The organism is Vibrio azureus, from assembly GCF_002849855.1.
Taxonomy (GTDB): Bacteria; Pseudomonadota; Gammaproteobacteria; order Enterobacterales; family Vibrionaceae; genus Vibrio; species Vibrio azureus.
Map to the genome: position 1 here is coordinate 21932 of NZ_CP018619.1, position 19244 is coordinate 41175.

At 48.9% G+C, this 19244-nt stretch carries 25 protein-coding genes; all 25 read right to left on the reverse strand.

Annotated elements, in window-relative coordinates; genetic code table 11:
- The gene (locus BS333_RS21540; RefSeq protein ID WP_021709946.1) at nucleotides 1-2730 is read right to left on the reverse strand and encodes a conjugative transfer ATPase; all 2730 of its coding nucleotides are present in this window, start codon (nucleotides 2728-2730) and stop codon (nucleotides 1-3) included.
- Nucleotides 2730-3137 (reverse strand): TIGR03751 family conjugal transfer lipoprotein, encoded by a 408-nt coding sequence (locus BS333_RS21545; protein WP_021709947.1) that lies wholly within the window; start codon nucleotides 3135-3137, stop codon nucleotides 2730-2732. Before BS333_RS21545 ends, BS333_RS21540 begins: the two co-directional genes overlap by 1 nt.
- Entirely contained in the window at nucleotides 3124-4596 is a 1473-nt protein-coding gene (locus BS333_RS21550; RefSeq protein ID WP_021709948.1) for a TIGR03752 family integrating conjugative element protein, read from the reverse strand. The genes BS333_RS21545 and BS333_RS21550 overlap by 14 nt, the downstream gene beginning before the upstream one ends.
- Complete coding sequence (locus BS333_RS21555; RefSeq protein WP_021709949.1) at nucleotides 4593-5432, reverse strand: TIGR03749 family integrating conjugative element protein; 840 nt, start codon at nucleotides 5430-5432, stop codon at nucleotides 4593-4595. The genes BS333_RS21550 and BS333_RS21555 overlap by 4 nt, the downstream gene beginning before the upstream one ends.
- Nucleotides 5429-6076, reverse strand: coding sequence for a PFL_4703 family integrating conjugative element protein (locus BS333_RS21560; RefSeq protein WP_021709950.1), 648 nt, complete (start codon nucleotides 6074-6076; stop codon nucleotides 5429-5431). The genes BS333_RS21555 and BS333_RS21560 overlap by 4 nt, the downstream gene beginning before the upstream one ends.
- A gap of 9 nt (nucleotides 6077-6085) precedes the next feature.
- A complete protein-coding gene (locus tag BS333_RS21565) occupies nucleotides 6086-6415 on the reverse strand; it encodes a DUF3487 family protein (protein ID WP_033003817.1) in 330 nt (109 codons plus the stop codon).
- The gene (locus tag BS333_RS21570) at nucleotides 6415-6765 is read right to left on the reverse strand and encodes a DUF2976 domain-containing protein (RefSeq protein ID WP_021709952.1); all 351 of its coding nucleotides are present in this window, start codon (nucleotides 6763-6765) and stop codon (nucleotides 6415-6417) included. Before BS333_RS21570 ends, BS333_RS21565 begins: the two co-directional genes overlap by 1 nt.
- The gene (locus BS333_RS21575; protein ID WP_227739149.1) at nucleotides 6765-7088 is read right to left on the reverse strand and encodes a TIGR03758 family integrating conjugative element protein; all 324 of its coding nucleotides are present in this window, start codon (nucleotides 7086-7088) and stop codon (nucleotides 6765-6767) included. Before BS333_RS21575 ends, BS333_RS21570 begins: the two co-directional genes overlap by 1 nt.
- The gene (locus tag BS333_RS21580; RefSeq protein WP_021709953.1) at nucleotides 6997-7311 is read right to left on the reverse strand and encodes an integrative conjugative element protein, RAQPRD family; all 315 of its coding nucleotides are present in this window, start codon (nucleotides 7309-7311) and stop codon (nucleotides 6997-6999) included. The genes BS333_RS21575 and BS333_RS21580 overlap by 92 nt, the downstream gene beginning before the upstream one ends.
- A gap of 149 nt (nucleotides 7312-7460) precedes the next feature.
- Nucleotides 7461-8105, reverse strand: a complete 645-nt coding sequence (locus tag BS333_RS21585) for an IncC plasmid conjugative DNA transfer DtrJ family protein (protein ID WP_033003826.1) — start codon at nucleotides 8103-8105, stop codon at nucleotides 7461-7463.
- A gap of 139 nt (nucleotides 8106-8244) precedes the next feature.
- Entirely contained in the window at nucleotides 8245-8742 is a 498-nt protein-coding gene (locus BS333_RS21590) for a hypothetical protein (protein ID WP_021709955.1), read from the reverse strand.
- Nucleotides 8739-10877: a type IV conjugative transfer system coupling protein TraD gene (traD, locus tag BS333_RS21595; protein ID WP_021709956.1), complete on the reverse strand. Its 2139-nt coding sequence runs from the start codon at nucleotides 10875-10877 to the stop codon at nucleotides 8739-8741. The genes BS333_RS21590 and traD overlap by 4 nt, the downstream gene beginning before the upstream one ends.
- A complete protein-coding gene (locus tag BS333_RS21600) occupies nucleotides 10874-11077 on the reverse strand; it encodes a hypothetical protein (protein ID WP_021709957.1) in 204 nt (67 codons plus the stop codon). Before BS333_RS21600 ends, traD begins: the two co-directional genes overlap by 4 nt.
- Entirely contained in the window at nucleotides 11067-11258 is a 192-nt protein-coding gene (locus BS333_RS21605; protein ID WP_021709958.1) for a hypothetical protein, read from the reverse strand. The genes BS333_RS21600 and BS333_RS21605 overlap by 11 nt, the downstream gene beginning before the upstream one ends.
- A 36-nt stretch (nucleotides 11259-11294) precedes the next feature.
- Nucleotides 11295-11645: an integrating conjugative element protein gene (locus BS333_RS21610; protein WP_227739148.1), complete on the reverse strand. Its 351-nt coding sequence runs from the start codon at nucleotides 11643-11645 to the stop codon at nucleotides 11295-11297.
- A gap of 83 nt (nucleotides 11646-11728) precedes the next feature.
- The gene (locus tag BS333_RS21615) at nucleotides 11729-12247 is read right to left on the reverse strand and encodes a lysozyme family protein (protein ID WP_021709960.1); all 519 of its coding nucleotides are present in this window, start codon (nucleotides 12245-12247) and stop codon (nucleotides 11729-11731) included.
- Nucleotides 12226-12909 (reverse strand): TIGR03759 family integrating conjugative element protein, encoded by a 684-nt coding sequence (locus BS333_RS21620; RefSeq protein WP_021709961.1) that lies wholly within the window; start codon nucleotides 12907-12909, stop codon nucleotides 12226-12228. Before BS333_RS21620 ends, BS333_RS21615 begins: the two co-directional genes overlap by 22 nt.
- A gap of 9 nt (nucleotides 12910-12918) precedes the next feature.
- The gene (locus tag BS333_RS21625; protein WP_021709962.1) at nucleotides 12919-13629 is read right to left on the reverse strand and encodes a hypothetical protein; all 711 of its coding nucleotides are present in this window, start codon (nucleotides 13627-13629) and stop codon (nucleotides 12919-12921) included.
- A gap of 195 nt (nucleotides 13630-13824) precedes the next feature.
- Nucleotides 13825-14100 (reverse strand): HU family DNA-binding protein, encoded by a 276-nt coding sequence (locus BS333_RS21630; RefSeq protein ID WP_021709963.1) that lies wholly within the window; start codon nucleotides 14098-14100, stop codon nucleotides 13825-13827.
- A gap of 202 nt (nucleotides 14101-14302) precedes the next feature.
- Complete coding sequence (locus BS333_RS21635; protein WP_021709964.1) at nucleotides 14303-15376, reverse strand: trypsin-like serine protease; 1074 nt, start codon at nucleotides 15374-15376, stop codon at nucleotides 14303-14305.
- Nucleotides 15377-15534: 158 nt separating this feature from the next.
- Nucleotides 15535-16176, reverse strand: a complete 642-nt coding sequence (locus tag BS333_RS21640) for a hypothetical protein (RefSeq protein ID WP_021709965.1) — start codon at nucleotides 16174-16176, stop codon at nucleotides 15535-15537.
- Nucleotides 16177-16193: 17 nt separating this feature from the next.
- Nucleotides 16194-17165, reverse strand: coding sequence for a hypothetical protein (locus tag BS333_RS21645; protein WP_021709966.1), 972 nt, complete (start codon nucleotides 17163-17165; stop codon nucleotides 16194-16196).
- An 11-nt stretch (nucleotides 17166-17176) separates the two neighbouring features.
- Nucleotides 17177-17533 (reverse strand): hypothetical protein, encoded by a 357-nt coding sequence (locus BS333_RS21650; protein WP_152428727.1) that lies wholly within the window; start codon nucleotides 17531-17533, stop codon nucleotides 17177-17179.
- A gap of 159 nt (nucleotides 17534-17692) precedes the next feature.
- On the reverse strand, nucleotides 17693-18223 hold the full coding sequence (locus BS333_RS21655; protein WP_021709968.1) for a hypothetical protein: 531 nt from the start codon (nucleotides 18221-18223) through the stop codon (nucleotides 17693-17695).
- Nucleotides 18224-18245: 22 nt separating this feature from the next.
- Nucleotides 18246-19244, reverse strand: coding sequence for a type II secretion system F family protein (locus BS333_RS21660; RefSeq protein ID WP_033003836.1), 999 nt, complete (start codon nucleotides 19242-19244; stop codon nucleotides 18246-18248).

Below are 19244 nucleotides of genomic sequence, written 5' to 3' on the forward strand. Positions count from 1 at the left end.
TTAAACCTCCTCCTCATGCTGTCGGCGGTACGCTTCAATCTCACGCGCCTTGAGCAAAGTCGCATCCAGTTCATCGGACATACCATGTTCATCCATCAAGATTTTGCGCCGCTCTTTCGCTTCGCCATCGGTCTCACCAAGCGCAAGATAGAGAGCAGGAGGTACGACGGCAAAGCGTTGCATGAAGGTGTTGTTCATGCCTGTGACGACGCCCTCTTTGTACTTGTTTTTTTCTGAGCGCATGGAGCGCAGCAGGGTGAGTTCGGTGTCATTGAGGTGTTTAAACTCAGACAGGTTGCTGAGTTCATCTTCACTCATATTGAGCATGACCCACCACTCATTGTTGTTGAGCATCTTACGGGCATGAGCCGGGTAGTCCGCGACATCTTGCGTTGCCATCCAAAACCAAGCTCGTAACTTACGCCACATTTTTACAATCTTGACGGCGTAGGGGGCCAATAACTCATTGGTTGCGACCAAGTGACCTTCGTCGGTCAAAGCGATGATGTCACGGCCAGAGTGTTGGTCTCGCTCTGCAATACTATTAATCCGGTTAATCAGCGAGATATAAGCGGTGGCCATTTGCGCCTCATAGCCATTTTTCGCATAAATACCCAAATCAATGATGGTGACATCGGCTTCAGGCCAATGCTCGGCGTCTTGATCAAAAATCTGCCCTTCAAGCCCTTCGCAGAAAAACGCCATGGATTCCGCCATGAGACCGGCGCGAGTTCGCCTAGCCTGTGGTCGTTGCTCATCTTGACTAAAGCTCAGTAGGGCATCTTTGACGTGCGTTGGCCTGACTTGAACTTGGTGCGCATCGGCATTTTCTGCTGCGGCTTTTATCGCTTCTCGCACCATGGAGGAATCGGCTCGGCGGTAGTCATCAAGTTCACGCTTTTCACCGCCCGTGATCATTAACCGGGCCATGATTTCCAGCTCACCGAGAATATCTCTTGCTTCATCGTCGTGGTGGTCGTCATCATTTAAATGCTCAGCTTTTAAAGCCTCATCATCCGTGACTTGGGGCAGAGCTTGGCCAAGAAGGTGTTTGGCATCGGCGAACGGTGCCATTAATCCCCGCGATTGACCGGTGATTTTGATATGGTTGACAGACAAGCCATGACGCTTGCAGAACTCCCCCATAAGGCCAAAGCTGTTACCCGCGTCAATAATAAATAGGCGAGGGCGGTGCATCGCCAAAGCTCGCAACAACATCCCTACCAAGGTAGCGGATTTACCGGAGCCCGAAGGACCAAATAAGCTTAAGTGTGCATTGGAAAGGTGATCACGAAGCGGATCGAACCCCATTAGCTCACCGCCCCGATTGAAATAATGAAAGAGATCGCTGCCCGTGCCTCTTGCGCGTCCAAATAACGGCGACAAAGACAACATATCTTCGAGCCAAACCCAGCCGCAATACCACAGCTTTTCGTCATAGGCTGGGTTGTAATTCATCGGAAGCCAGCGCAGGAAACTGTCGAGGGGCGCGACTTGATCACTGTTTTTAATAAAACGTAATGACAAATTGCGGCCATCGAAGGTCGCCCTTAATGATTCGGTTCGGTCATTGACCTCAGCCACGCTTTTTCCTTGTACGTAAAACGCGATTTGCCCTCGCCAGAGCGGGTGGTTTTCGACTAACGTGTTGAAGTCATCGCATTGTTGCCGTATTGATTCCAGCTCTGGCTCATCCCCAACCGCTCCGCCTCTTACCGTACCAAGCCGTTCGCGAGCTTGGGCTTTGCTTTGAGCAACCAGCGTCATGGCCATCATGGTGCCGGGTGGCAACTCATCAAATAGGACATGTTGTGGTCGCTTCTCTGATTTTTCCAAATCCTCATCGCTAAGGACATCGCCAAACACGGCCCCTGCGAGAAATTGATCGTTCTCCCAGGTATCCAACTCCATCACTCGGGTCGCAACAGGGTGGGCACCATCGAACCACCACAGGCCATGTTCGGCATCACTGCGAACACTGCTGCGCAACAGGCGCTCGGAAAAGTCTTTATCAATCGGGCTGCGTGTGTCTCGATAACGGTGTGTTTCACCTGGCACGCCAGATGGATTAAAGAAAGGACTCAACCAATCGTGGATAGACTCACCATTGGATGGCGTTAGCGTAATGCCCAAGTCTTGAAATGAACTCGGTGCCAACAGGCGGCGGCGAAAACGTTTTAAGGCTTTGAGGTTGGCTTGTTGTTCAGGCTCGCTTGCACTCTCGGGTAACCATCGGTAAATGGCCAGCCTGACTTGTCGCTCACGCGCTCGCCATGGCCGATTGTTGACCGAGAAAATCCCTTGGGGACGGCTAATGAGTTCAAAATGTCGGCGGTCTTCTTCAAAGACGGCGCGGGTAAACGCATCGTCCACTTTGGCTTGTGAAAGCAGTCGTTCATGCATGTCCTGCAAGGCATCCACATCGCGAGCAAAAAATTGCACGACCCAGGGGGAATCTTCATCAACGAAAATGCCGAGCGTATTGGCCACAGAGCGAACGATGCGATGTAACTGCTCTTGTGTTTTATCTTCCGTTACCATCGGAGCAACGTCAAAAAATAGCCCCCATGACCTGCCATCCTCAAGCTGAACTAATCCTTTTGAATTCACATCAATCCATGGAAGATGAGAAGCAAAGGAGGGCGGCACCGTGTAATCCAGTGGCGGCACATCTAACGTCTTGCCTTCAAGGAAAAAATGGCGAATGGGGGCAACAAGGCGATCTAACATCAAAAATGCTCCTTCGGTAGGTTAGCCGGGCTCTCCATCGGCGTGGCGTAATGAACGCGCTCATACAAAGGAAAAACCGTGCTGTAGCCAGGCACGGGCAAAGCACCGGCACGATGAGGTAAGACATACATGACGATGTCAGGATTAGGCAGCCGAGGGAACACATTGGTCGTTTCTCGCCAACTGTCGCGAGCATAATCACTTTGCGCACTCGCAAGAGCGGCAGGAGACAGCCGATGCACCGCCCCCGATTGTGGCGCGAGAGAAGCGTTACCTTGCCCCATTTGAGTTTGCCATACGCGCTGCGTGTCGGTGGCCGGTTGAGGCAAGGTGTCTTGCTGGTTGGTTGCACATCCGTTGAGAAGTAGGGCACTGAACGCCAAAAATAAAGGACTACGGTAACGCATAATGGCCTCCTTGGTTTGCTGTTTGGTAACGCACTTTCACCGCTTCCTTGGGCGCACTGAGAGTGATGGGTTTTCGAATGTGGATACTGGCAACGGTGTTCGGTGGGGTGTAAATAATGTCAAAGCTTGCCCCCATACGACCTTGGATAAAATCCGACACGGTCGAACTCAATGCTGCGCCCGATTCCGCCACCGCATTTTTTGCAGCGCTGCCCGTCAATGTGGCGGTGCTGGTTCCGCCATCAACAGATAAGGTTTTTTGCGAAATCGCGACCGCTTGAGCGGCGGCTGTGGTCGCATCCAGTAACCCCTTGGTGGTTAAATATTCCGGTGCATTAGAGATGCGCTGGCCATTAAGACAAGGGTTGCCGTTGACATCCGCAAAGAACCCTAAATCTTGTGTCTTAATGGTGGAGCCATCGAAGCCGGAATCAATCGCCTGATCTTGCGCTTCAGGGAAAGACAAGATGGAGCCATCTTGACGAATAAAGTCTATCGACTCGACGACACCACGAACGCACGACAAGCTCCAATCTCCTGTCACGGTGCCAGTGACGATGGCCCCTTGGATTTCTGGTAAGGTGAAGCCGTTGGCCAGTAAGTTCTGGCGGCCTACGATCATGGAAAATGGGTAAGGGTCGGTGACTTTGCCGTGATGCGGTACTCGGCCCATCAAGGCAGTCAAGCTAACGGCATTCGCTAAGATCGCCCCACGATGTAAGGTGTAAATGGGTGTACTTTTCTTTTGATTGGCATCAAAGGTACGGTCATCAAAGTTCTGGCCAAATGATTGGAGCTGTTTGACGCTGCTCTTGATGGCTTGACTGTCTGGCAATATCCACTGTCCTTTGTCATCTTGAGTGGCATCCATTGGATGTGTCCAAACCATATCACCGGCATTGGCTACGTTACCCTGTGACGTCTTTACCTGATGTGATTGAGCGTAATGACTTGGAAAAGCGTTGCTCGTTCCAGTCGCTAACTGCTCATCACTGAGTCCTAACTCACCCCATTGCTCTTTGAGGTTTTGTTGATGATCACGTAAAGATGAGTGCCCTTCATTGAATTTATTTTCAATGGTATCGAGGGAAGCATTCAGTCTCGTCGCCAACTCGGAGAGTTGAGTTTCCATGGCGCTGACTTTCTGTTGGCTTTGCTGTTGTTGCAACGCCATTTGTTGCTGGGTTTTTTCTAGCTCTTGAGTCAGTTGAACTTTATCTCGTTCGCTTTTTTGGTAAGCCACATTGAGTGTTCGAATGGTATCAACGGGCGTATCATTAAACGCCTGCAGGGCTTGCGCTTGAGATTCATCGGTGGTGACGGTGAGTGGGGCATTGTCGTTGGTATCATCGGATTGCACTTTGGCCTCCCCATCTCTAAAGAGGCCAACCATGACAATCACAAATACAAACGTGCCAGCAACGGCCGCCACTTTGATCAAAGGATTGCTTTTTATCATCGCTTACCTCCAGGGCGAGGCACAAACTCAGGCGTCGGCATCAAATGGGTTGATAAAGGGCCTGGCGTGACGATGAATGCCGTCACACTCGACAACTCACTGCCTGCTGGACCCAACTCGGGATGAGAGAACGCGACTTGACATCTAGAGACCAGGCATTGACCTCCCAATGTCACCAATCGTGGATCAAGTGGCTCACGCTGGTTGGCGAGGTTAGACAATTGCACCGCCGTCACTACCGAGTTTTGCCATTGCCATGCGGCGATAGGACGAGCATTGACTCGCCATTTAGCAAAGACCACGGATGACACGTCTTTTGGCAGTCCCATCGGCGAGCGCATGACACCTGGCAGGGGCTCAATGGCATGCATCGGACTGTACAAGCTTTGCATCGCGTAGCGAATGAGCAAGGCTTCAGGTGCCATTTGCAAGTTCTGTTGATGCTCTAGGGCAAGGTCTGGCGTACTCTCTACTGGCTCAGCTTGGTTGGAAGGCAAAATGATATCGACTTTCTTCGGCATCATTGCCCCTGTCTTTGCACTGACATCCAACAGAAGCATTTCACCACTGTTGAGGCGCTTAAGGTGGACACGTGCCACATCAAAGTCCGAGTTGGCCGTCAAATAAATGCGTCCACCGAGCGAACTCACGGTTAAGGTGTGATTGAGGTGAGCGGGTATCGCGATGCTCACTGGCTCACCAATATCGAGGATGCTTTCTTGATGAGGATCCAAAACTATCGATAAAGGAATACCTTGCCATTCCATCGCACGCGGCGTTTGAGCAACGACTTGAGTGCTGACGATCATGGAGAGGATAAGGAAAAGGCGTATCATTGAGACTCCTGTTTTTCAAATTTAAGTTCACGCGCAGGGCCAGCAAAACAATCAATGGCGAGTTGCCAAGGATTTTGGTTAGCATCGATGTCGTAACGCACAATGCGCAGTGGCCAGCGGATGAAGTTGTGTTTGACGAGCGTGCCGTCCACGTATTCTTTGAGCTCTAGGTCGGCTTGCACGGTCCAGCTGTCGCGGCTATGCGTTTCAACGCGCCAAGTGTCAAACCCTTGTCCTGGGATCGGTGCTAAGCTTCGCTCTCGGCCAGACAGTTCGCCTTTACTGCGCTTGTTGCGCACGTCTTCTTCAAGGATTTTCTGGCAACTGGGGGTCAGATAATTCACGTAACGATGCAGGTTCTCACCGTATTGTGTTGCACCATTGCTTGGCCATCGGTTGATGAGTCCAAAAATATTGATGGCAAAATCGTACACGTTTGGCTCGGGAACACTCCACCACGGTCGAGTTGCCCCTTCTCGCAAGTCCGGTGGGGTATGCACAGTGATATCTTGCCCCGCTCGATGCCAACCCCATAAACTCACAGCAGCAAGCGTGCTCACGGCCACTAAGGCGACCCGTAAAGAGCGAATATGGCTGTCTCGGCCTCGTAGGGCAGAGCGGAAACGGTGTTGTTTTTCGGTCATATTGGCTCCTTAGCTACGGCGATTCGCAAAGCGCTCTGAGTGGCATTGATAACGCTGGTGATGACAAAATCGATCCCAGCGAAGGCTGGCGTAATGTTGGCAGTGATGCGTTTTGAGTCGGCTTAGCTTATGCATCACAACGTTTGGCAAACCGAATGCACTTAATGGCCCGAGGATGAGTCCGGTTAACAGCAACATGATAGAGTCATATTGCCAAGCTAAGACCGCCCCCAGTACGGCGATGGGAGCGGTGCAAACCAGAACTAACAACCCCATTTCCCCCATTGACAGTCCTTTGTAGAAAGGGGGCATAGTGTTGAGTATTGCGGCGCTCTGCATTAGACGTCCCCCAAGAGATCAAGTCCGTAGTTAAGGCCCCAAATGCTCAGTAGAAGTAAGACGGCACCCAAGACTGCATCGGTTAAGAGATCCTTTTTAGTGGCTTGTTTGTCTTTGGTCTTGCTGTACAAGTCCCATAAATGCGCCATCAGGTAGAGGGCAGAGCCAGCTAAAAAGATAGAGCCGCCATAGAGAGCAATGTCGTAGGCATATTGAAAAATTAACGTCAAAAGGTTATTGCTGCCGCCCTTCGAGGGCTTTTGGTTTTCCGGTATGTTGGCCCAAACTTGACTGACTGGCAGTAGAAAAGGGGCGCTGATCAGGATGCGAGAAAATAAAGAGGGTTTCATTAGAGGACTCCGTAATATAAAAACCATTGAAGGACGAGGAAAATAAACACAGACCGAAACACCATTCGGCGGAACTTGTCTTTGCTGACTTTATTGTTTTTCATGCCGCGAAATCCGCTCCAGCATGTCCAGAGCACCCAAAACATAAGCAAAGCGCTACAGAGGCCTGCGAGAAAGAGGGCAAAAGTGGACGCTGAAAAGCCGGCAGCATGCTCAAATGCTATGAGAGGATCATTCACTGACCACCTCTGCCGTACCGAGGTAATCACCACCCAGTGGGGTAATCGGTCTAGGGCTGGCTCGATGTGGACGCAAATAGGCATCAATGCCAGCTTGTAAGGTTCGAATATCACTGCGGAACGCGTCATAGTTAAATTGACGAGGACTGCGATAGTCTGCTTCACGCTCTGCTCGTGATATCAAGTAATCGAGGGTATCGAGTTGTCGAATGATGAGGTTCAGTTCCTTACGTTCACTGTCGACATCAGCGAGTAAGGGTGGGGTAAGCAAACTGAGGCTCAGCCCTAAGTAAAGTGGCCATTTCACGTTGTGACTCCTGCTGCATAACAAAACAGGCTCACACGCTATCAAAGCGGGATCGAAAAATACTCGTTAAAAATAATTATTTCTAACGAGTATTTTTTATAAAAAACATGCTATCCTAACGGGCCTTATCTATTATTTTCCCACTCTAATCAAATGTATTTCTTATAGCTGGCCACACATGTGCGAACGAGGATACCCGTGAGCATCACCCCCGGCAGTAGCATCCAAGAAGGTGACACTGGCCAAAGGCCCGGAAGGAACAACCAGCCATACCCCGTGGCGATCACCACAATGGGTACCGCTTTTTGTGAATAGTAATGGATGGTTTCCGTCTCACGACCAAAGAAGGCCGTGCGTCGCTGTCTTGACACCAAACCATCAACAAAACCGAGAAAACACGCCAAGGCAAACAGAGGCCAACTCATCATCAATAACGCCACTCTAGAAAACAGCGCTAATGAGGTATACACCGCGCCTTGCCAGTAAGGCTGCAGTAAGGTCAGGCTGTGCTCGAAAGTATGATCAAGTATGGCGGCGCACGACTGACTGACGCGTAAAATCCAATCCATCACCCGGCTTGCGAGCTCGGGTTGATCATTTTGCAGTAACATCAGTTGCTCTGTGAAAATCCATTTGGCGTGCTCCCCTGTACTGTGGTCTGAAAATGGCGCAAACCAATCACATAATACAAGCAAACCCCATATCAACGCGCAGTGGCCAACGGCCGAAAAAGGCAGAAAATACCACGGCGTTGGGGTGTCTTTTACTGGTTGTTGTGAGGGTTTGTTTGACACAAAAACGCCCTCAGTTCAGGTTTTACGATGATGGGAATTTGGGTATCGAGTAGTTCGTGTTCCACTTCACTGTGACCGGTGCGTGGATACCCTAAAAATTCCCCAAAGGTAAAAGAATGCTCTTTTTTTGATGATGGCTTCATATCGTTCCCTCTTGTTCAAATTTGATGCTCATAGGCGGAGCTAGCTCGAGGCACTGCTCGACCCCCAATCGGTCGAGGATGGGCAATGATGCCGCGACTATTTTATCCATGTAGCCCTTGTCATATTGCATGATATAGCGCAAAGCAGACAGCACAGCATTGGGGCCATCAAATTCACTGAGATAGACCTCTAAGGCGATGGTTCGCTTTGTGCGTCCTCGCAAATGCTGTGGTACATTCGATTCAACACTTTGACTTTCTATAAATCCAATCACTTCATCAAAGGTGGGGTTTATAGGGGCAATAAAGGTGTCGCAATAGTCCGAGTATAAGCCATCAAGATCCATCAGTGCCTCTGTCACGTTCTGTTGAGACCTCGGCCTCTCTAATACCGTGAGCGTCTCTGCCACAATGCGCATTAAGCGTAACGCCGAACGTTGATATTGTTCATCTTGACTGACGTCTGAATGTGCTTTGAATGATGTTGTTGTCATGCTGCTTCCTCTTCCTCTAAACCAAGGTAAGCTTGGTTGATGTACTGGTTGAATTGTTCGGTCTCATTAAGCCAAGTTTGTGGGTTCTTGACTGTCTTTGAGGTGTCCATCATGCCGTCAACCAGCGTCTGAATGCTTTCTGGAACATCCACATCGCCTTCCTTACCAGGTAATGGGAAGCGGAGTTTCCAAATTTTGGAGCCTTCCAGCTCAGCGTAAGCTTGGCCAATGGGTAAGTTGGTCAGATCATTATCATTGACCAATAACACCTCTTTATTTTGGAGCGTATCTTTGTTGTTTGAGCGATATCCGGCACCTGAGCCTGGTGAATCGGTCACACCCGAATCGGGTAACATGTCTTTGATGGTGACCGTCGCCATGCGAGAAGTCAGTATTTGCGCGGTCTTTTGCTCACGCACACGCAAACAAATCAAGCTATTGAAGTTGCCCTTCGTTTGCCCCGCTTTGGCCGCAGAGCCCAAACGCGCTTCAATATCGGATTCCGTTTGTGTATAGGCCGTCACGACAAATTTTGCTCCGCGAGCTTTGTTGAGTATTGGGATAAATTCGTCACCAATCAACTCGTTAAACTCATCTGCGTGGATCATAATATTACGTGGTTTGACTTTAGAAAAACCTGGAGCGTTACCAAATTTGTAAATTTCCCCCGCTAAAGAGCACAAATCTGCGAACATGGAATTACCAAACGCGGCCGCGACCGTGGTATCAGAAAGTGCGTCCAAACCGACGTAGACGACGCCACCTTGCATGATGACCTCTCGCCAGTCGATGACAGGCCGCTCGTCAGCGGGCGTATGACGTGGCGAAATGATTTCTGAGGTTTTGCCGGTGCCCAGTTTTTCTAGAAGTGGCAGCAAGGAGGCGACAATTCTGTCAAAGTAGCTCTTGTCATATTGAATCGCACTGCGTAACCCTGCAAGCACGTCATCAGCACAAGGGTGCGCGCCAAAATACATTTCCAAAGCGACAATGCGAGCGCTTCGGCCTTGAAGATGACGAGGCGTATTTTTATCTGTAACCTGGCTTTCGAGTGCGGCCACTAACTGTGCCGCTTTAGGGTGGTAGCTGGGTAATTTTTTTACGCAGTAATCTACGTACAATTCATCAATGGCCGTGACGTAACGTTGAATCGAAGCCATATCGGGCTTACGACCCAGTGCATCCAGCGCTCTGGCAATAATGTTAACAAACCGCCAAGCAAACTGCTTGAAGGCTGCACTGTTACCACCGCCTTCAAGTTGACCAGAAACGCGGGTTGCCACTTCGGTGATACGACCAAAACGCCCAACAGGAGAGTAACGACCACTTTGATCGGGATACCCTAGGTGCATGACATAAAATTCATCAAGTCGCCCGGCCCGTAAACACTCGATGTACATACGAAGCAACATATCGGCATCACCTTTTGGATCAAACACCAAGACGACATCGCCTCGGCGAATGTCTTGACTGACCAATAGCTCGGCCAGACGAGTCTTGCCGACCCCCGTTGTACCGAGCACGAGTGTATGGCCCGCCCGAGCACTGCTTGGCAGCAAGCAATCTTGTTCTTCTGCCAAACCGACACCGTGCATCCTCGCATCACCGCCAACAGGAGGTAAAGGTTTAACAGGATTACACGACGCAAGAAAGGTATTCAACAGCCCCCAAAAAAGGCCTGCACGTTTGATGACTTGTTTGCCTGCAAAAAATGCCTCAATCCAAGTGGACTCAAATCTTGCCTCCATGCGCCGTGCAAAATGGTACAAAGGGCTTGGGGTGACGTAGCGCTCTGCCCAAATTTGACGGGTATCATAAAGGCGTTGTGCATGTCGAGGTTGAACAAGAAAACCCCTACCTATGAACAACTTGTTTTTGTACACCGGGATATCCGCAGAATCCATGGACCAGTAAGGCATTTTCAGTAGGCCTTTGCGGTATTCAAGTACGTCGAGCCCTTGTTTAAGGCGCACCACCATGCAAAACAGCAGGATCATGGATACCCCAAAGCTTAACTGAGCTGGGATCAATAACAAATCAGGTGCCGCCATGACGACCACACTGGATAGACCAAACATGAACGCACTGAGCAGTTCATCGGCTGGGCGCAGCAGCCCCTCTACATAACCGCTCATTCGTGATCTCTATTCTCGTTTTCAGAGGATAAAAGTGATTCGGCTCCCCATTCGCGATCCCAGGCTTTTTCCTCTTCTAATTGAGCAATCCGCTGACGAATAGCATGTTGACGTTTTGCTTTTTCACTGACGGGCTCGGGTTTATCATTACGTTTTGGCAAGCAACGCTGAGCAAACGGATTATCACTATTAATACTCATGATGACCTCCTGATGAACGGTTGATGAGTTGGATTAACCCTTTCTCTGGCGGCTCATCATACAATTGCTGATGTTCCACTAAAGTAAGAATAAGAGGGACGAGCTTTTGATCGGCAACGACCGTTTTCGCCGTGTTTAAAGCTTGAGTAATATCAGCATCAGATAACGTGTGAACGGTCATAGGAGTCTCCTTTTTAATACGCTGATGAGGCCATCGTTACTGTTTGATGTCGTGTTGCTCTAATAAAACGGGGTAGTGGTTGAGTTCAAAGGCTTTTGCAAAGTCGTGACCAGGCACGGGATAAAGGGGTAAGCCATAACGTTGAAGCCGGTGCCATCCGGCCTTGTCTCGGACATTAACGACCATGCCCATAGCATGGATGCGAACGAGATAATCTCGCTTGGCCTCTAGCCAGCGATGCGAAAGGGGATCGTCACCAACAATAAACACCGGTGGAGAGACGACTTGGTTTAAACTGCGTCGAACTACCTTGCCAGGGGAAAGTTCTGGCGTGTGTACTGGGAGCATACCCAGCATGGGATCGGAAGCTTGGGCGGGGATAGTCACTCCCATTATAACGAGGCCGCTCAGTAGAGACTTGGTTAAGAAATGTTTCATAGTCTGTTCCTTATCAATCCTTATAAACTGGGTCAAAGATGTGAAAGCTGTTTCAAGTGAGCAATAAAAATGGCTTCATAGCGGCGTGCTTTTGGCCCTCCTGCAGGGCGATGGAAATATCCTGCTGCATTTACCCAATTTCCGTGCTTTCGCTTGCCTTCTAAAAGCAATGTCGCAGCATGATTAAGATTGGCAACGGGATCGAACACCGCACACGGTGAGGAAAAGTGCGCTTTTTGCCAGCGCCAATTATGCTGAGTCAATCCAATATCAACTAAATGGGTTTGGGTCATAAAACGATGTAAGGCCCTGCAAGCCTCATCGTATGAAGCATAAAAATAAGGCTTACCTCTGACATTTAACGTCCATGGCCATGGGCGAACTTGACCACTGGTGAGTCGAGCTTTGCTTTCACCCAGAGCCAGTGAATACAGTACCTTGGCAGGGATGCCATGTTTTTGAGCCACACGTTGATACAAAGGCGGAATGTCTGCTTGAGCGCTTGCTGTGCATAGCGCCAACATCATTATCAAGGCTGAACGTGTAACCATTGGCCATTCTCCTGTTTTGAAAATGCTATGGGTACGGGGCGACCTTTAGCCAGTTCAAACCACAGGCCACGGTTGTCATGATTAAGGGTGATCACCTGCCGGTTCACATCACTATGACGAACTCCAGCTTTAGCGGCCCAGTTTTGTAACTCGGCATCTTGTCCTTGCCCAACTAAATACACATCAACAGACGCGCCTTTGGTCCGCCAGGTTTTCAGAGCATCGAAACACGCCTCACCACAGTCAGCGCGAACAAATAACACCACGCGTTGAGGTTGATGTGAAATGGGTTTTAGGTTTGGATAGAGCCGTTTCCACGCTCTTTGATAAGCTTTATCTAACGCAAGTAAACTTTCCGTTCGAGTTTTCTCAAATTCAACCAGTTTCTCGGCTAATTTATCGCGCTCTTGTTCATCACGTGCAAAGCGAGTCAACACCTCCAATGGCGTATGATCTTGCATGTCATAGGTCAGTGGATTATTCATCAGTGCTTGGTAGCGTTGCCACTGCACTTGATTGAGCCCCCAATATTGAGCGCCTCGATGTAAATGAGAGATCGATTGTGTTGTGCTGGCCACGCTTTGGGTTTTGGTGTGTGGCGTTTCTATCGCATGACTGCCCAAGCTCGGTAACAACAAGGTTAAGAAAAGAAGTCGTTTCATTTTTCTCTCCTAGTTCAACGAGAGTGTGGTGTGTTGGTCACGATGCTGGGCTTCGATCCGATTAGCGTAGATACGCGTAATACGCCAACCAAGGTATTGTTGGCCCTCTTGAACCGCCGACAGTTCACCAATCGAACTAGCACTTGCTTTACCCAAGATCGCAAGCGTAACGTGACCACGCTTTTGGACATCAAACAACTTGAATGGCGGCACGACTTTCGCGATAGGTGCGGTGAAATGGTTACGCTTACTGGTTTTGTTTACTGCAGGTTTGGCGGATTTCTGTACGGGTTTCACTTTGGCCGCCTGCTGTTTGGCTTTGAGTGTTTTTAACGCTGTCTTGGTTTGGCTAAGTTGGCTTTCTAATTCATTAATACGCTCAAATTGCTTACTGATTTCTTCGGTAGACTGCGCTTGATGGCTCACATTATCTTTGAGGACCTGCAAGGTGTTTGTCGTCTCATCGACGTGTTGTTGCAATGTCTCAAGCTTTTGAGTCAGAGTGTTAAGTGCCGTGGCCTGAGACTGCTGGAATGCCTCATAACGTTCATTTAATCGAACGGTGAGTTGCTGCTCGCGATGAGAAAACTCCGCCTCAATCTCTTGTTGAGTGGTGGGGGCAATGACAGAGTGGTAGACAAACAAGGTGGTGCCGCTTATCGCCACATAACCCACGATCTTGATGGCCCCTCTAATAATGGATTTTAAATTGGGTTTCACGCCATGCTCCTGAGAGTAAAAAGTGCTGTGGCGACCCTATCAAATTGATTTATGAAAATACGCGTTAGAAATATTTATTTTTAACGCGTATAAATCATTTTTACTTGTGATACTATGTGCAGTTATTTTTTCTTGCTTCCTCTAGCCAAAAAAAAAGCCACCGCGATTGCGATGGCCTGCCTTGATTCGATAAGACTACTCGTTACACGCGTCTTTTAATGCTTTGCCTGCTTTAAATGCTGGAACTTTTGCGGCTGCAATCTCAATCGCTTCCCCTGTGCGTGGGTTACGTCCAGTACGTGCCGCTCTCTCATTCACTTTAAAGGTGCCGAATCCAATCAGTGCCACGTCATCGCCGTTGGCCAGCGACTGAGCGACACCGTCTGTTAATGCGCTGAGCGCGGCTTCCGCTTTGGTTTTTGAGATGTCTGCCGTTGCGGCAATATGATCGACCAGTTGAGATTTATTCATATAAGATTTCCCTTAAAAACAAATTACATGGCACAGCGTGCCTTAAACATCATGTGCCAGTGAGCGCTCTACGTCAAGGAGTCTTGTTCGGATTAAAAAAAAGCCCAATGCAGGGGGCATTGGGCCGTTAAGTAAAAGAATGTGTGATGTTCAAATTAAGACAAACCGTCTTATCACGATAAGAATCGTAGTCGCTTCTTGTTTAGCGGCGAGTGAATCGCACTTTTTTTCTGCGCAGCGTTCCAAAAATAGCAAGCAAAGAAAGAGATATCAGGCCTAAAGAGCCACCGGACTTACCACTTTTCGTACCTTCTGCAGTATCAGGGTTAGCTGCTGCATTGTCCGTGTTATCCGTCGCATCCGCTGCATTTGGATTGATGCGCACCACTTCCGATTCAGAAAGATGCAACTTAGCTTTGCGGCCATTGCTGTCTATCACATAAGTACAGCGTCCAAAAGGTTTGATGGGACCGTTAAGACAGGTACTTTCTTCTGTGATAAGCGTAGCATCACCGGTTACGTAAGCGCTATCCGTGACATTATCACGATGCAGCGATTGCACCTCGATAGTGGTCTTGCCGTCAGCATCGGCAATGGTTGGGTAGTGCCAGCCATCTACGTTTTCTAAGATAAAGTCTGCAGCGTAGTGAAGGTCTCGACCGCTGATGATCTGTTTATTTTCTCCTGGTGTCGACTCTAATGTCGTTCCTGAAAGTACTGCGAATATTAAATTATTTTCATCGACCCAAGCGCTCCCTGAATCACCATTTGTGACTTGGCCACGACCAGTTTGAACGGCTTCAATTCTTACTGGATAGTTGTCTACTTTGTCTTTAAGTTGAAATGAAGCATGGGTTGGTTCAGGATTCCCCCCTCCAAAGCCAAGTAATGAAAAAGGAGCGTCTTGTACGTAAGTTGTTTCAGAGAGGTCCTTAAAAAACTGTACCTTTTTAACATTGGTTGCTTCAGTAAGCTTTACCAAAGCGATATCTTCACTCACACGAGTGGGCACATAATTAGGATGAATTGCCACCGAATCAACAAGTTGGATATCCTCATTATTGACGTCTTTAATGTAAGATATCTGTACGTCACCTTCATGACAGTGCGCGGCCGTCAAGACAAAATTACGGCCGATGCGCGTGCCGGTGCAATGCGAAAGCGATACAACGTTATCGTGGTCTTGCCAAACGATTTCCTCACCGTTGACCACCGCCCAGGCAGGAGTGGTGGATGTCAGTGCAGCTGTAACCAATAGGGCTCGTGAAGGTTTCATGCCTCAATTCCTTGTTTTTATATTCTCTTGTGTGCGTATTTATAACACGTTTTAAGTGCATTGTCCCAATAACTGATTCAATGATTAGAGACTGTTTTTATTGAAAAAAAATCAAAAAAAAGCCGCCCTAAGTGGCGGCTTTGGGGTGCTCTGACATCTTACTTGATGCCTTCCACGGCCATTAGACGAGCACCGCACCAACGCCAAGAGTCACATTTTTCCAATACCCATATGCGATTTGGCGCTATACGCCAAAAATGAATCGAATCCCAGCGATTTTTGTCTACCCCTACTTGTTCAGCGTAACGATATAATTTATCCCATTTAGAGTGAGAGGGGTCAACATGCCAGAGATCGGTGTTAATGGTCATGTTTCTCGTATGCACACCAACATCTTCCGCTTGCAGTCTGTACGTTAAGCGCAATTCTCGATAATCACTGATGTTTTTACTCAACCTTACGGATTTAGTTTTAGACTTATCTCTACCGTCGCTAATTCTTAATCCATTTGGATTGTAATATAAGATCTCTGGTTTTGGATTTTGGTTTTTAACCACATTTGGATAGCCTGCTTTATCTGGTTCTGGCAGTCCTTCTCGGGCGGCAGGACGATAGACTTTTGCAGCTTGGTCTCGATAAGCTTGACCGGATGCGATACTTTCTTTGTAGTCGAGCTTACCATCACAGTTTAAATCCCATTTTTCAAATCCAGCACCACATTTTCCGGGCCTAGCCGCTGTTGCTGAGCTCGCGTTTGAAAGTGCGGCTATCGCGAGCAGAACTAACAGTTTTTTACTCATTTTCATCTCCTTAATGGTTACTTTTTACATCGGGTTATGGCAACAATTTCACCACGGCTTAATCGGTGGTAAGTTTGTCTTTCAACATGCGTCACGTAGGCATCGATACTGACGGTCCAACGCTTGTATCGATTGTCTACCCGGTAGACATAAGGTTTAACGCTGCCAGTTAAGACATAAGGGTATTTGATGTCTATTTGGCCTATAGATAAGGTGATATCGGGTCTGAGCCCCCTTGGACAAGAGGGCATGGGGACGGTATCCCATGGCTTCACAGAATGTAAATTAACCAGACCTTCTACAACTGACGTGGTTGTACCGTCGCTGTTCTTAATCGTCACATCTCGAACGTTACTGATGGCGTGATTACCGCCTACATCCCAATCACTCTTAAGCTCAACGTTGCCATCTCGCATGAGGATGTTCTCGTACATCATGGCGAGCGTGGCCTGACGAAGAGTGATTTCAATGTCATGGCCAACGCGTTTTGCACCGGGTAATCCAATCAGTACCTTTGCCCAGCGATGGTAAGATTTGGGGTCTCTGGCTAAAGAGGACAGGGGAAAACGTAACACCAGGTGTGATTGATTTTTTGCTGTCCGAAACTTGGTGGTTACACGAGCATTAGACCAAGGAACATAATCAGGCCGGACACAATCCCCGTTTCGCTCCTGCGCAGTGGAGCACGAATTCCAGTATTGATTGCGATAATCGGTCATCAAACGAGATAAGCTTTGTGGCCAGCTGTTCTTACTTGATGGTTCGATACCCAGTTCCGTGATTTTGTAATACTGATACTGATGGATACGTTCAATCAAACCGCGAATGTGACGACCATATGCTTGTGCTTCCTCATCGGCACGCTGATCGAGCAAAAAGGGCAAGCTGATCCCAACGAGAGCAAGGATTAATGACAGCGCGAGTATGGTTTCGATTAACGCTGAACCTCGCTGCAGACTTGCAGAGCGGGTAGGCAAACGGGCAGACATAACGACTCCTATTAGATACTAAAACACGCGGTCTTAGGGTTGAATTCCATACGTTCGACGCCCGTTGGCCCAGGCACAGGGGCTTGCAACGTTAACGTGCGTCCTTGAAACGTCCAGCTAAATGGAAGTTGATGAGCGAGAGAGCGAAGACGGATAGCAGCAAAATTTGAGGGGGCGGTGATAACCAACTCCCTCACGATAACGCGGCCCGATGCGTTGGCTCGATACCGTGGCGTTAAACGCCACGGACTGTGTTGTACGATCTGCGTACTTAGCCAGCCTTCACGGACCAAAGCGCTCAAGGTAACGTCTCTCGGTACGTGCAGGCAGCGGGTCCTGTCGATATTGGCTTGCAGTTGTTGTGTCATGGCCTGTAAGACTTCAACACTGGTTCGCTCAAACAGCGCCTTCTCGCGCAGATGTTGAAACCCAAGGAGAAGACCGCCCGCTACACTGGCCAATACAGCTAGGCGCAGTGTGCTCGCCAGGGCGAAAGAAGACAGATTCATGGGCGATCTCCTTCTTCGTTACATTGTCACTGTGATGGTGCTGTCGGTGACCGAAACCGTAGAGCAGCCTGTTGCTGAGTTACAGTTACCCGCACTGACTTTCGCTAATGTATCAGCGAGGTCATCGATGTATTGGGTATCGACGTTGGTGATGCTTACGGTGATGCGCTGTGCGTTTCCTGTCGTTGCCGCCACGCTGTAGTTACCGCCATATTCATTAGTACCTTCGCCATTATTACTTCCACAAATCATGGACGATAATGCGTTGCGTTTTACGTCGCACAATTTCGACATGGAAACGCCGGTGTGGTTGATGGATTTCACTTTTTCTGCGGCTGCTTTGATTTGAGTGACGGCGGAGACGGTATTGGCCTGTGACTTCCAAGCGACCCCGAGGTTATAGAGCTTGACGATGCCAAGGAAGACAAATACCGCAAGGATAAGATACATAATAAAGTCCATAAGACTGACCCCTGCTTGCTTTTTACCCGCACGGATCGGAGCTGTATCAGTGGCGATAACTTGGGTTGATGGAAGAATGCGTTTCATTATTGTGTTTCCTTTTTTATTGTTACAGTTGTATTGATATAAAAAGTGCGCCCATCGCGCTGCCCACCAAACTGATAAGCAGTGCGATCGCGAGTAATAAAATGACTTTGGGGACGATCAACGACATCGTGGCCATTTTCTTTTGCAAGTGCCGTTTATGCTGTTCAGCACTTTTGTTCAGTAGTGTGGTGAGGGGAGCGATGTCGCCCACGACGTTGAGGTTGTCTTGTGCATCGTGCAGCAACAAACCTGTGTCAAAGGCGCGCCCCGGATTGGATTCCGTCTCAAGGTTGGTTTTTACTTCTTCTAAGTGGTAACGAAGGTAGCGATTAGAATGAGGACGAACCTCTTCAATGGCCCCTGTGAGGCTGATGCCTGCTTCAGACAAATGGCCCAGCGTTGATAACAAGTTTCCAGCAACGCCGTAGCGGTAGTCACAAAAAGGCCAGACGTTATCGGCCATAGTTCGTGCCGGTCCCGTCCACCAAGGCATAACGAGGCTGATGATTGCGCCAAGGGCCATGAGCGTTGTAAAAAAGACAAGACCTGGACCGGATACGAAGTCACGTACCGTGGTAGCCATGGTTCCTTCTAGGTCGGCGGTTTGGATGATCTCACCACTGATGTACACCCCCAATGTGCCCAGCCCAAAGAACACCAAAAGAGGGAAAGCGGTGATCGCGAAAAGCTTCATCATTACATTTTGACCGCCTTCAAGCTCATTCAGAGCGATGTCCAGTCCATGCCGTAACTGACCATTTTTTTCAGCAATGATCAGTGTTGAGAGCGCCACGGGTGACAGCCACCCCTCTAAGACTTCAGTAAAGGTTTTACCTTGACCTGGGGCGTTTAATCCCGCCTCACCAATCTTGCGCACACTGCTGGACTGACTGTTCGCAAGTTTTTGACAAAAGTCTTTGGTAGTCATGCCGTATTCGGCGCAAGTGCGCCACTGCTCCAGCAAAGCCTTTTGATCTTTCTTATCAAACAGAAGTTTTTCGAAGGAAAATGACGTAGTCAT